We start from the raw sequence: 12,995 nt of genomic DNA, 5'->3' as shown, positions 1-12,995 counted from the left end.
CGGCGCGCACGCTATGGCCATTTTTGCCACGAGTTCTTAGGGTAGAATAGCGGTCTTTTCCAACTAACCGTCCTCTGGGTAGCCATGCAAGCTGTTCTGAACTTCATTCGTCTGCAGGATTTGGTCGCGCAAAACGCGCTGCAAGGCAAGCGGGTCTTCATCCGCGCCGATTTGAACGTGCCGCAAGATGATGCCGGCAAGATCACCGAAGATACGCGCATCCGCGCTTCCGTGCCGGCCATCCAGGCCGCCGTGGCCGCTGGCGCCAAGGTGATGGTCACGTCCCACCTGGGCCGTCCGACCGAAGGCGAATTCACGCCGGAAGACAGCCTGGCGCCTGTGGCCGTGCGTCTGGCCGAGCTGCTGGGCCAGCCGGTGGAGTTGAAACAGAACTGGGTCGACGGCGCTGGCCTGGACAATCTGGCCAACGGCCAGGTCGTGCTGCTGGAAAACGTGCGCGTCAACCAGGGCGAGAAGAAGAATGCGGACGAGCTGGCCCAGAAAATGGCCAAGCTGTGCGACGTCTACGTCAACGACGCTTTCGGCACCGCCCACCGCGCTGAAGCGTCCACCCACGGCATCGCCAAATTCGCGCCGGTTGCCTGCGCCGGCCCGCTGCTGGCCGCCGAACTCGACGCGCTGGGCAAAGCCCTGGGCGCGCCGGCCCGTCCGCTGCTGGCCATCGTGGCCGGCTCCAAGGTTTCGAGCAAGCTGTCGATCCTGAAATCGCTGGCCGACAAGGTCGATAACCTGATCGTCGGCGGCGGCATCGCCAACACCTTCATGCTGGCCGCCGGCCTGAAAATCGGCAAATCGCTGGCCGAAGCCGATCTGGTGGCCGAAGCCAAGGCCATCATCGATTTGATGGCCGCGCGCGGCGCGCAAGTGCCGATCCCGGTCGACGTGGTATGCGCCAAGGAGTTCTCGCCCAGCGCCGCCGCCACCGTCAAGGATGTGGCCGACGTGGCCGACGACGATATGATCCTCGACATCGGCCCGAAAACGGCCAAGCTGCTGGCCGAGCAGATCGGCGCCGCCGGCACCATCGTCTGGAACGGCCCGGTCGGCGTGTTCGAGTTCGACCAGTTCGGCGAAGGCACCAAGACCCTGGCCCTGGCCATTGCCGGCTCCAAGGGCTTCTCGATCGCCGGTGGCGGCGACACCCTGGCGGCGATTGCAAAATACGATATTACCGATAAAATCGGGTATATCTCGACCGGCGGCGGCGCTTTCCTGGAATTCCTGGAAGGCAAGGTTCTGCCAGCGGTCGACATCCTGGTTCAACGCAGCAAGCAGTAAATCCCGAAGGCGCAGTGTGATCCGCACTGCGCTTTTTTCCTGTCGCTCACCGACCCGCCCTCACGCTGAATGAAGGAACCCTATGTCCCGTGGCACTAAAATCGTCGCAACCATCGGTCCAGCCTCCACCGACCTGAACGTTTTGATCCGCATGATCCGCGCCGGCGTGGATGTGGTGCGCCTGAACTTCTCGCATGGCAAGGGCCAGGACCATATCGACCGCGCCAAGCTGGTGCGGCAGGCGGCGGCGGAGTGCGGCAAGGAAGTGGCGATCATGGCCGATATGCAGGGTCCGAAGATCCGCGTCGGCAAGTTCGAGAACAATAAGATCGACCTGGCCAACGGCGATAAATTCATTCTCGACGCCAAATGGGGCGAGAACGGCGAGCTGGGCAATCAGGAACGCGTCGGCCTCGACTACAAGAACCTGCCGAGCGACCTGCGCGGCGGCGACCTGCTGCTGCTCAATGACGGCCTGATCGTGCTGGTGGTCGACAAGATCGTCGGCCATGAAATCTTCACCACGGTGAAGATCGGCGGCGAACTGTCGAATAACAAGGGCATCAACCGCCAGGGCGGCGGCCTTACTGCGCCGGCCCTGACCGCCAAGGACATGGAAGACATCAAGGTGGCGATGAGCTTCCAGGCCGATTTCCTGGCCATCTCCTTCCCGAAAAACGCCACCGATATGGAAATGGCGCGCCAGCTGGCGAATATCGCCGGCGAGCCGTTCGGCCACAAGCCGATGATGATCGCCAAGATCGAGCGCGCCGAAGCCATTCCCGCCCTGCAGGAAATCCTCAACGCTTCCGACGGCATCATGGTCGCCCGCGGCGACCTGGCGGTGGAAGTGGGCAATGCCGCCGTGCCTGCCCTGCAGAAGCGCATGATCCGCATGGCGCGCGAATCGAACAAGATCGCCATCACCGCCACGCAGATGATGGAATCGATGATCTTCAACGCCGTGCCGACCCGCGCCGAAGTGTCGGACGTGGCGAACGCGGTGCTGGACGGCACCGACGCCGTGATGACCTCGGCCGAAACGGCTTCCGGCAAATACCCGGTGGAGACGGTGGAAATGATGGCCGCCATCTGCATCGAAGCCGAGCAATCCGAATACAACAAGCTGGACGCTGACTTCCTCAACGCCCGCTTTACCCGCATCGACCAGTCGATTGCCTATGGTGCGCTGTTTACCGCCCACCACCTGCGCGTGAAAGCGATTGTGGCCCTGACCGAATCCGGCTCCACCGCACTGTGGATGAGCCGCCACAATATCGACACGCCGATCATCGCGCTCACGCCGAGCGTCACCACCCAGCGTAAAGCTTGCCTGTACCGCAATGTCTGCACCTTCCAGCTGACCCAGGACGCGCCCACCGACGTGGTGTTGCGCAGCGCCGAAGATCTGCTGGTCAAGCAGGGCATCGCCGAGAAGGGCGATATGATCGTCGTTACCTGGGGTGCGCCGATGGGCAAAGTGGGCGGCACCAACGCGCTGCGCATTGTGAAAGTGGGCGAATTCACCCACCGCGCGGAAACGGCCCGCTAAGCGCGCCATGTTCCGGCCCGCCCACCAGGCCGGCCGGAACCGAAAGATTTCTTTATTGTTTGGAGTATTACCATGTCTCTCGTATCCATGCGCCAGCTGCTGGACCATGCCGCCGAACACGGTTATGGCCTGCCAGCCTTTAACGTCAACAACCTGGAGCAAGTGCAGGCCATCATGGCTGCCGCCGACGCGGTCAACAGCCCGGTCATCATGCAGGCTTCGGCTGGCGCCCGCAAATACGCCGGCGAAGCTTTCCTGCGCCACCTGATCGACGCCGCCGTCGAAGCCTACCCGCACATCCCGGTCGTCATGCACCAGGACCACGGCCAGTCGCCGGCGGTCTGCATGGCCGCGATCCGCTCCGGTTTCACCTCGGTGATGATGGACGGCTCGCTGGAAGCCGACGGCAAGTCCGTTGCCTCCTACGAGTACAACGTGGAAGTGTCGCGTGAAGTCGTGAAGTTCTCGCACGCCATCGGCGTCACGGTGGAAGCGGAACTGGGCGTGCTCGGTTCCCTGGAAACCATGAAGGGCGACAAGGAAGACGGCCACGGCGCTGAAGGCACCATGACCCGCGAACAGCTGCTGACCGACGTGGCGCAAGCCGCCGACTTCGTCGAGCGCACCCAGTGCGACGCCCTGGCCATCGCCATCGGCACCTCGCACGGCGCCTACAAGTTCACCCGCAAGCCGACCGGCGACATCCTGGCCATCGACCGCATCAAGGAAATCCACGCGCGCATCCCCAACACCCACCTGGTGATGCACGGTTCCTCGTCGGTGCCGCAAGACCTGCTGGCCATCATCCGCGAATTCGGCGGCGACATGAAGGAAACCTACGGTGTGCCGGTCGAAGAGATCCAGGAAGGCATCCGTCACGGCGTGCGCAAGATCAATATCGACACCGATATCCGCCTGGCCATGACCGCCGCCGTGCGCAAGTACATGTTCGAGAACCCATCCAAGTTCGACCCGCGCGATTTCCTCAAGCCGGCCCGTGCCGCCGCCGAGGAAATCTGCAAGGCGCGCTTCCTGTCCTTCGGTTGCGAAGGCCGCGCCAGCCAGATCAAGCCGGTGCCGCTGGAAAAAATGGCCGAACGCTACAAGGCCGGCCAACTGGCCCAGATTGTGAAGTAAGTAACACTCCCTCGACCGGCGGGCCTTCCCGCCGGTTTTGCTTGGTTTCCTTAGTTTCGCTTATCCCGACCTTCCCCCGCTATGAACAGCCTTTACCAATCCTCCATCCAATCCCTGCCCCTGCTGGGCCACGGCAAAGTCCGCGACAACTACGCCGTCGGCGACGACAAGATCCTGATCGTCACTACCGACCGCCTGTCCGCTTTCGACGTCGTGATGAACGAACCGATCCCCGGCAAGGGCATGGTGCTGAACCAGATGAGCGATTTCTGGTTCGAAAAACTGGGCCACATCGTGCCCAACCACCTGACCGGCGTGGCGCCGGAATCCGTGGTGGCCGCCGATGAGGTGGAGCAGGTCAAAGGCCGCGCCGTGGTCGCCAAGCGCCTGAAGCCGATCCTGGTGGAAGCGGTGGTGCGCGGTTACATCATCGGTTCGGGCTGGAAGGATTACCAGGCCACCGGCAGCATCTGCGGCATTCAATTGCCGGCCGGCCTGCGCCAGGCCGACAAGCTGCCGGAGCCGCTGTTCACCCCGGCCGCCAAGGCCGACTTGGGCGAACACGACGAGAACATCAGCTTCGCTGAAATGGAAGAGCGCATCGGCGCCGACCTGGCCGCCCAGATGCGCGCCATCAGCATCGAACTGTACCGCACCGCCGCCGACTACGCGGCCACGCGCGGCATCATCATTGCCGACACCAAGTTCGAGTTCGGTCTGGACGACAACGGCGTGCTGCACCTGATGGATGAAGTGCTGACCGCCGACTCCTCGCGCTTCTGGCCGGCCGACTCCTACGCGCCGGATATGTCGCCGCCTTCCTTCGACAAGCAGTTCGTGCGCGACTACCTGGAAACCCTGAAAGACTGGAACAAGGCGCCGCCCGCACCCGCCCTGCCGGCCGACGTCATCAATAAAACCCAGGCCAAGTATTTCGAAGCCATCGAACGCCTGACCGGCGAGAAGCTGAAGGTGTAAGCATGACCGAGCAGAACAAGCCGCTGGTCGGCATCATCATGGGTTCGTCCTCCGACTGGGACGTGATGCAGCACGCGGTCGCCATGCTCAAGCAGTTTGGCGTGCCGCATGAGGCGCAAGTGATCTCGGCCCACCGCATGCCCGACGAAATGTTCGCCTACGCCGAAAGCGCGCGCGCGCGCGGCCTGCGCGCCATCATCGCCGGCGCCGGCGGCGCCGCCCACCTGCCAGGCATGGTGGCGGCCAAGACCATCGTGCCGGTGCTGGGCGTGCCCGTGCCGTCCAAATACCTGCGCGGCGAGGACTCGCTGCTGTCCATCGTGCAGATGCCCAAGGGCGTGCCGGTGTCCACCTTCGCCATCGGCGAAGCGGGCGCCGCCAACGCCGCCCTGACGGCGGTGGCCATGCTGGCCGCCACCGACGACGCCCTCGCGGCCCAGCTGGAAGCTTTCCGCGCCCAGCAGACCGCAGCCGCCAAGGCCATGACCTTACCGCTTGAATAATGTAATGAGTACTCCGAAGTCTTCTTCCCCGCTGGCAGCCAATCCGCCAAGCTGGCTGGGGGTTATGGGCGGCGGCCAATTGGGCCGCATGTTCGCCCAGGCCGCGCAAAGCATGGGCTACCAGGTGGCCGTGCTGGAACCGGCGCGCGACTGCCCGGCCGGGCAGGTCGCCCAGCGCCTGGTGCAAGCCGGCTACAGCGACGCCGCCGGCCTCGATGCGCTGGCCGCGCAATGCGTGGCCGTCACCACCGAGTTTGAGAACGTGCCGGCCGACAGCCTGTCGCGCCTGGGACAGCAAGTCTTTGTCGCGCCGGACGCCCATGGCGTGTCGGTGGCCCAGGACCGCATCGCGGAAAAACGCTTCTTCGTCGGCTGCGCCGCGAAGTCGGGCGTGCTGCCGGCGCCGCACAAGGTGATTTCCTCCGAAACGGATATCGCCAGCGTCGGCGACGAGCTGCTGCCCGGCATCCTGAAAACCGTGCGCATGGGCTATGACGGCAAGGGCCAGGTGCGCGTGCGCAGCCGCGAGGAATTGCACGCCGCCTTCCACGCCATGGGCCAGGTCACCTGCCTGCTGGAGAAGATGCTGCCGCTGGCCTATGAAGTGTCGGTGCTGACCGTGCGCGGCGCCGACGGCCAGTCCGTGGTGTATCCGATCGCCGAGAACGTGCACCGCGACGGCATCCTGTTCACCACCACCGTGCCAGGCCCGAATATCACGGCCGAATGCGCGGCCAAGGCGCAGGCGGCGGCGCGCGCCATCGTGGCCGAACTGGGTTATGTCGGCGTGCTGTGCATCGAATTCTTCGTGCTGGCCGACGGCAGCCTGGTGGTCAACGAGATGGCGCCGCGTCCGCACAACAGCGGCCACTACACCATCGACGCCTGCGTCACCAGCCAGTTCGCGCAGCAGGTGCGCGCCATGGCGCGCCTGCCGCTGGGCGAGGTGCGCCAGCATTCGCCGGCCGTGATGCTCAACATCCTGGGCGATATCTGGTTCGAGGGCGATAGCGAGCAGCCGCGCGAGCCGGCCTGGGACCGCATCCTGGGCCTGCCGGGCGCCTGCCTGCACCTGTACGGCAAGGACGATCCGCGCCGCGGCCGCAAGATGGGCCACCTGACCTTTATCGCGGCCACGCTGGAGGAGGCGCAGGACCAGTTGCACGCGGCCTGCCTGATCCTGGGCATCGCGCCATGAGTGGCAGTTCCATGAACGAGCTGGACCAGGCCGCCATCGCGGCGGCCGCGCGGGCGCTGGAAGCGGGCGCCCTGGTCGCTTTCCCGACCGAGACCGTGTACGGCCTGGGCGCGGACGCCGAAAGCCCGGCGGCCGTGGCCCGCATCTATGAAGCCAAGGGCCGTCCCAACGACCACCCGGTCATCGTGCACCTGGCGCCGGGCGCCGACCTGTCCTACTGGGCCAGCGCGATTCCGGCCGAGGCGCACGCCCTGGTCGCGGCCTTCTGGCCCGGCCCGCTGACCCTGATCCTGAAGCGCGCCAGCCATATCCCCGACGCCGTCTCCGGCGGCCAGGATACGGTGGGCTTGCGCTGCCCATCGCATCCGGTCGCGGTGGCCCTGCTGTCGGCCTTCAAGGGCGGCAAGGGCGGGGTGGCGGCGCCGTCGGCGAATAAATTCGGCAATGTCAGCCCGACCACGGCCCAGCACGTGCGCGACGAGTTCGACGGCGAGGTCAGTTCCGGTCCCGGTCCCGGTAACGGTAACGGTAACGCTCCCGGTAACGGCGCGCGCATCGCCGCCGTGCTGGACGGCGGCTCCAGCCAGGTCGGCATCGAATCGACCATCCTCGACCTGTCGCGCCTGGCCACGCACGGCCCGGTGCTGCTGCGTCCCGGCCATATCAGCGCCAAGCAGATCGCCGACGTCATCGGCCAGATGCCGGGCCTGCCCGACCAGAGCGCGCCGCGCGCTTCCGGCACGCTGGAATCGCATTATGCGCCGAAAGCACCGGTGGCCCTGATTGCCGGCGCTGCCGTGGTGGAAACCTTGGCCGCCCTGCAAGCGCGGCAACGCCGGGTGGCCGTCATCCACTATTCGGCCATCGCCCTCGGTGGTGCGCAAGCGACCCTGCCGGGCGATCCGGTGGGCTATGCCTACGGCCTGTACGCGGCCCTGCGCGCCATGGACCAGACCGGGGCCGACCTGATCCTGGTCGAAGCACCGCCGCAAGGCGAAGCCTGGCTGGGCGTCAACGACCGCCTGCGCCGCGCCGCTTTCGGCTCCGCCGGCACCATCGACAAGTTCCTGCAAGCCTGAAGCGCCACACCGCCCGGCGTGGCGGCGCGCGTCAAGTGCGTGTTCGCAACGGCGCGCGCAGCTCATGCGCTGACAGCTCAACGGCAGGAGTATGCTTATGCAAGGAAGCCCAGCCGTGTACCGGTGACGGATCAGGTTTCCGCATCATTCCTGCCGCAGCGGCGGCCAGCGTGCCGCCTGCCTCTCCCGCCGCCTGCGGCTTGCGCATGGAGGCTGTATGTTCCGATCGCCGCGGCTGTTCTCCCTCTTCCCGCTGTTTGCCGCGCTGCTGGCGCCATGCGCCGGCGCCGCGGAATCGGCCGGCTCCCAGCCCTATGCCGCGCGCGTCGAGCGTGTCGAGCGCGGCGCGCTATTGGCGGGGCCGACCCTGGCGCGCATCGAGATGGGACCGTTCTCCAGTGCCAAGCGCATCGAACCGGAACTGCTGTCCCAGCTGCTCGACCGGGCAGGGGAGGACGCCGGCCAGGCCATCGGCCAGCCGCGCTGCACCATCACCACGTATACCGTGCGCTACCGCACCGTGGGCGGCAGCGGCGAAGCCACCGACGCCAGCGCCGCCCTGATCCTGCCCTCCGGCCGCGACAGCCTCTGCAAGGGGCCGCGCCCGCTGCTGCTGTACGCGCACGGCACCTCGATCTCCAAGAGCCACGATATGGCCCGCCTGCGCGGCGAAGCGCGCCTGGTGGCGGCCATGTTCACGGCCCAGGGCTATATCGTGGTGGCGCCCAATTACGCCGGCTATGAAGGCTCGTCGCTGCCCTACCATCCCTATCTGAACGCCGAGCAGCAGTCGGCCGATATGGCCGACGCCCTGCGCGCCAGCCGCGCCGCGCTGGCCAAGCTGAAGATGCAGGCCGCGCCGCGCCTGTTCTTGGCGGGCTATTCGCAGGGCGGCTTCGTCACGCTCGCCACCCAGCGCGCCATGCAGCAGGAATATGGCGGCGAATTCCAGGTGACGGCCGCCGCCGGCCTGTCCGGCCCGTATGCGATGGCGCAGATGGCCGACGATGTCTTCGCCGGCAAGCCGAACGCCGGCATCACCGTCTACCTGCCGCTGATCGGCACCTCGGCCCAGCGCTCGGGCGCGGCCATCTATGCCACGCCGGGCGAGCTGTACGAGAGCCAGTACGCCAGCGGCATCGAAACCCTGCTGCCGGGCAGCCTGACGCGCGAAGACTTGTTCAAGCGCGGCAAGCTGCCCGCGCGCGCCCTGTTCGCCAGCGACTCGCAGCCCCAGGCCGACGGCAGCCGGCCGTATTTCGCCGACCCGCATCTGGTGCGCAGCAGTTACCGCGCGGCCTATCTGCAGGACATGGCCGAGCATCCCTGCAGCGCCACGCCGGGCGCCTGCCCCAGCCAGAACAATCTGCGGCGCTGGATGCTGAAAAACGATTTGCGCAATTACCGGCCGCAAAGCCCGCTGCTGCTGTGCGGCGCCGCGCATGATCCGGCCGTGCCCTTCTATAACGCCACGGCCGCCGCCAGCTATTTCCGCGCCCAGGGCGCGGCGCCGGTCCTGCTCGATCTGGAAGCCCAGGCCCAGCAGGATGAGTACAGTCTCTACCGCCAGGGTTTCGCGCGCCACCAGGCCGCCGTGCGCCAGCAGGCGCAAAAAGAGGGGCGCAATCCGGACGAGGCGGTGGCCGAGCGCTACCATGCGCGCCTGGCCGCGCCTTTCTGCCTGCTGGCCGCGCGCGCCTTCTTCGACAAGATTACGGCTGAATTGAAGTAAATCTTGCTGGATTACTCCTGGTATGGCCGCTCGGCACCGAGTTCGGCATTTTCAACAAAACTGTTCTTTTTACAAAATTCTCCTTGTGCTTGGCATTGGCGTGCTGGCATATTAAATGTACGGCGAAAAGCACGTCCGTACTATAAAACACACAAGGAGACATTAATGCGCATTACCAAGCTTGCACTTGCTGCAATGGCTGCGGCCGTCCTGGCCGCTTGCGGAGGCAGCAGCCCCAGCCCCGGCGAACAGAATAACAAGGTCCAGTTTGCATCCCAGGTATCGTTCGGCGACAGCCTCTCCGACGTCGGCACTTACCGCGTCGGCACCGTCAAGGCCATCGGCGGCGGCACCTTCACCATCAACGGCGACAACACGGCCGTCAATCCCGCGCTGACCGGCAAGAACTGGACCGAGCTGATGGCCGCCCAGCTCAAGCTGCCCGCGCCATGCCCGGCCATGACCGGCCTGGACGGCGACGCCAGCAAGGGCTTCTCGGTGCCCATCGCCACCAATTCCAATTGCTTCGGCTACGCCCAGGGCGGCTCGCGCGTCACCAATCCGATCGGCAAGGGCCACAAGGCCACCGGCAGCGCGCTGGGCGCCCTGACCGTGCCCACGGTGCAGCAGGTGAAGAACCACCTGGCCGTGACGGGCGGCAAGTTCAGCGGCAAGGAGTTGGTGCTGATTATGACCGGTGGCAATGACCTGCTGGTGGGCCTGGGCGAACTCGACGCGGGCGCCAAGGCGGCTGGCGCGGCGGCCGGCGCCAAGGCCTTCGGCGCCAGCCTGACCGCCCAGTTGGCGGCCGGCGCCCCGAATCCGGCCACGGCCGCGCAAGCCATCGGCGCCGCGCTGGCGGCCGAAAGCGTGCGTCCCGGCCACACCGACGCCAGCGTGCTCACCGCGGCCGTGACGGCCGCCGTCACGGCCGGCAATACCGGCGTGGCCGCGCCTGCCGTGTATGGCCCGATGGCGCTGAAAGCCAAGGCCGATGGCGAGGCCGCCGGCGCCAAGGCCGGCGCCGACTACGTGACCGCCACCGGCCCGACGCTGGTGACGGCCATGGCGACCGCCGCCAATGAGCTGGTGGCCCTGGTGAAAACCCAGGTCGTCGGCAACGGCGCCAACTACGTGGTGGTAAACAATATCCCGGACGTGGCCAATACCCCGGCCGGCCTGTCGAAACCGGCGGCCATCCAGACCCTGATCAACGCCATGGTGAAAGCTTTCAACGACCAGCTGAACACCGGTCTGGCCAGCGAAAGCAAGGTGCTGGTGGTCGACGTGTTTGCCGTCAGCCACGACCAGGCCACCAATCCCGGCCCGTATGGTCTGACCAATGTGAAGGATACCGCCTGCGACGCGAGCAAGAACCCGCTGGGCAATTCCCTGGGCTGCAACGCCAGCAATCTGATCGCGGGCGACGTCAGCCATTACTCCTATGCCGACGATGTGCATCCAACCCCGTTCAACTACTTCCTGCTGGCGCGCTATGTGTCGCAGAAGATGACGGTTAAAGGCTGGCTGTAATCCATCACGAGAGATCTGGAGACAAAATGAAAAAAACCATGAATCGCGCCGCCCACGTGCTGGCGCAGGCTGCCGTCCTCAGCGTCGCCCTGGGCGCCGCGTCCACCGCCTCGGCCCAGTCGGCCGGCGACTGGATCCTGAAAGTCGGCGTCAACCGCATCACGCCGAAAGTCGAGAGCGGCAATGTGAGCGCGCCGGCCCTGCCGGAATCGAAGGCCGATGTGGCGGCGGACACCAAGCCCATCTTCAACATCACCCGCATGCTCACCGACAATATCTCGGCCGAGCTGGACCTGGGCGTGCCCTACAAGCACGACCTGCTGGCGGCCGGCTCGATCGCCGGTTCGGGCAAGCTCGGCACCTCCGAAGTGCTGCCGCCGACGGCCCTGATCCAGTACCGCTTCTTCGAGCCGAACGCGCGCCTGCGTCCCTATGTGGGCCTGGGCCTGACCTATGCCTACTTCCAGAAGGAACGCGGCTCGGCCCAGCTGACGGCGCTGCTCAACACGGGCGGTCCCGGCACCACCTTCTCGCTGAAGTCGAAGTTCGCCGCCAGCTTCCAGATCGGCGCCTCGCTGCGCATCGACGACCGTTGGGGCGCGGACATCGGCATCATCAAGACCAAGCTGAAGACCACCGCCAGCTTCTCCACCGGCCAGACCATGGAAGCCCGTCTCGACCCGCTGGCCGTCAGCCTGGGCGTGACGTATAAGTTCTAAGTCCGGCCGACGTAAAAATACCCGCCTCGGCGTTATGCCGCGGCGGGTATTTTTTTGGGATCGCAGGCGCTTACTGGAAAGCCTGGATGCCGGTCTGAGCGCGGCCCAGGATCAGGGCGTGGATATCGTGCGTGCCTTCATAGGTGTTGACCACTTCCAGGTTCACCATATGGCGGATGATGCCGAACTCGTCCGAAATGCCGTTACCGCCCAGCATGTCGCGCGCCATGCGCGCCACGTCCAGCGATTTGCCGCAGGAGTTGCGCTTCATCATCGAGGTGATCTCGACGGCGGCGGTGCCGGCGTCCTTCATGCGGCCCAGTTGCAGGCAGCCTTGCAGGCCCAGGGTGATCTCGGTCTGCATATCGGCCAGCTTCTTCTGGATCAGCTGGTTGGCGGCCAGCGGACGGCCGAATTGCTTGCGGTCCAGCACGTACTGGCGCGCGGTGTGCCAGCAATCTTCGGCCGCGCCCAGCGCGCCCCAGGCGATGCCGTAGCGGGCCGAGTTCAGGCAGGTGAACGGGCCTTTCAGGCCGCGGATGTCGGGGAAGGCGTTCTCTTCCGGGCAGAACACTTCGTCCATCACGATTTCGCCGGTGATCGAGGCGCGCAGGCCGAACTTGCCGTGGATGGCCGGGGCCGACAGGCCCTTCATGCCTTTTTCCAGGATGAAGCCGCGGATCGCGCCCTCATCGTCCTTGGCCCAGACCACGAAGACGTCGGCCACGGGCGAATTGGTGATCCACATCTTGGCGCCGGTCAGGGAATAGCCGCCCGCCACTTTCTTGGCGCGGGTGATCATCGAACCGGGATCGGAACCGTGGTTCGGCTCGGTCAAGCCGAAGCAACCGATCCATTCGCCGGTGGCCAGCTTGGGCAGGTATTTCTGGCGCTGGGCTTCGCTGCCGAATTCATAGATCGGCACCATCACCAGCGAGGATTGCACGCTCATCATCGAGCGGTAGCCGGAATCGACGCGTTCCACTTCGCGCGCGATCAGGCCATACGCCACATAGTTCAGGCCCGGGCCGCCATATTGCTCGGGAATGGTCGGACCCAGCAGACCCAGTTCGCCCATTTCGCGGAAGATCGAGGTATCCATCTGCTCGTGGCGGAAGGCTTCCAGGATGCGCGGCGCCAGCTTGTCCTGGCAATAAGCGGCCGCCGCCTCGCGCACCATGCGCTCGTCGTCGGTCAACTGCTCGTTCAGCAGCAGGGGATCGTCCCAGTGGAATTGGGCTTTGCTTTGGCTCATCGTGATTCCG

General features: G+C 65.7%; 11 protein-coding genes. 10 read left to right on the top strand and 1 reads right to left on the bottom strand.

What is annotated here, in order from left to right:
* Window positions 1-84: 84 nt before the first annotated feature.
* From FHS03_RS13730 to FHS03_RS13685, 10 genes are all read left to right on the top strand, one after another.
* Complete coding sequence (locus FHS03_RS13730) at window positions 85-1,299, top strand: phosphoglycerate kinase (protein WP_307729545.1); 1,215 nt, start codon at window positions 85-87, stop codon at window positions 1,297-1,299.
* A gap of 82 nt (window positions 1,300-1,381) precedes the next feature.
* Window positions 1,382-2,851 carry a pyruvate kinase gene (gene pyk / locus FHS03_RS13725; protein ID WP_183441531.1) on the top strand — a complete coding sequence of 490 codons (1,470 nt, stop codon included), beginning with the start codon at window positions 1,382-1,384 and terminating at the stop codon, window positions 2,849-2,851.
* A 72-nt stretch (window positions 2,852-2,923) separates the two neighbouring features.
* On the top strand, window positions 2,924-3,988 hold the full coding sequence (fba, locus tag FHS03_RS13720) for a class II fructose-bisphosphate aldolase (RefSeq protein WP_050411383.1): 1,065 nt from the start codon (window positions 2,924-2,926) through the stop codon (window positions 3,986-3,988).
* 81 nt (window positions 3,989-4,069) lie between these two features.
* Complete coding sequence (locus FHS03_RS13715; protein WP_183441530.1) at window positions 4,070-4,966, top strand: phosphoribosylaminoimidazolesuccinocarboxamide synthase; 897 nt, start codon at window positions 4,070-4,072, stop codon at window positions 4,964-4,966.
* Window positions 4,967-4,968: 2 nt separating this feature from the next.
* Window positions 4,969-5,469 carry a 5-(carboxyamino)imidazole ribonucleotide mutase gene (gene purE / locus FHS03_RS13710; RefSeq protein WP_183441529.1) on the top strand — a complete coding sequence of 167 codons (501 nt, stop codon included), beginning with the start codon at window positions 4,969-4,971 and terminating at the stop codon, window positions 5,467-5,469.
* Window positions 5,470-5,473: 4 nt separating this feature from the next.
* Window positions 5,474-6,667 (top strand): 5-(carboxyamino)imidazole ribonucleotide synthase, encoded by a 1,194-nt coding sequence (locus FHS03_RS13705; protein WP_183441528.1) that lies wholly within the window; start codon window positions 5,474-5,476, stop codon window positions 6,665-6,667.
* The gene (locus FHS03_RS13700) at window positions 6,664-7,746 is read left to right on the top strand and encodes an L-threonylcarbamoyladenylate synthase (protein ID WP_229426209.1); all 1,083 of its coding nucleotides are present in this window, start codon (window positions 6,664-6,666) and stop codon (window positions 7,744-7,746) included. The genes FHS03_RS13705 and FHS03_RS13700 overlap by 4 nt, the downstream gene beginning before the upstream one ends.
* Window positions 7,747-7,963: 217 nt before the next feature.
* Window positions 7,964-9,478 carry an alpha/beta hydrolase family protein gene (locus tag FHS03_RS13695; RefSeq protein ID WP_183441527.1) on the top strand — a complete coding sequence of 505 codons (1,515 nt, stop codon included), beginning with the start codon at window positions 7,964-7,966 and terminating at the stop codon, window positions 9,476-9,478.
* A gap of 165 nt (window positions 9,479-9,643) precedes the next feature.
* Window positions 9,644-11,011, top strand: a complete 1,368-nt coding sequence (locus FHS03_RS13690) for an SGNH/GDSL hydrolase family protein (protein ID WP_183441526.1) — start codon at window positions 9,644-9,646, stop codon at window positions 11,009-11,011.
* Between the two features lie 26 nt (window positions 11,012-11,037).
* Entirely contained in the window at window positions 11,038-11,730 is a 693-nt protein-coding gene (locus FHS03_RS13685; RefSeq protein WP_229426208.1) for an OmpW/AlkL family protein, read from the top strand.
* A gap of 70 nt (window positions 11,731-11,800) precedes the next feature.
* Here the strand turns inward: FHS03_RS13685 and FHS03_RS13680 are convergent, their stop codons facing one another.
* Entirely contained in the window at window positions 11,801-12,985 is a 1,185-nt protein-coding gene (locus FHS03_RS13680; RefSeq protein ID WP_183441525.1) for an acyl-CoA dehydrogenase, read from the bottom strand.
* Window positions 12,986-12,995: the final 10 nt, after the last annotated feature.

Origin of the sequence: Pseudoduganella violacea, assembly GCF_014191875.1 — a bacterium.
Lineage (GTDB): Bacteria > Pseudomonadota > Gammaproteobacteria > Burkholderiales > Burkholderiaceae_D > Rugamonas > Rugamonas violacea_A.
This window is presented reverse-complemented; position numbering and strand designations above follow the sequence as displayed.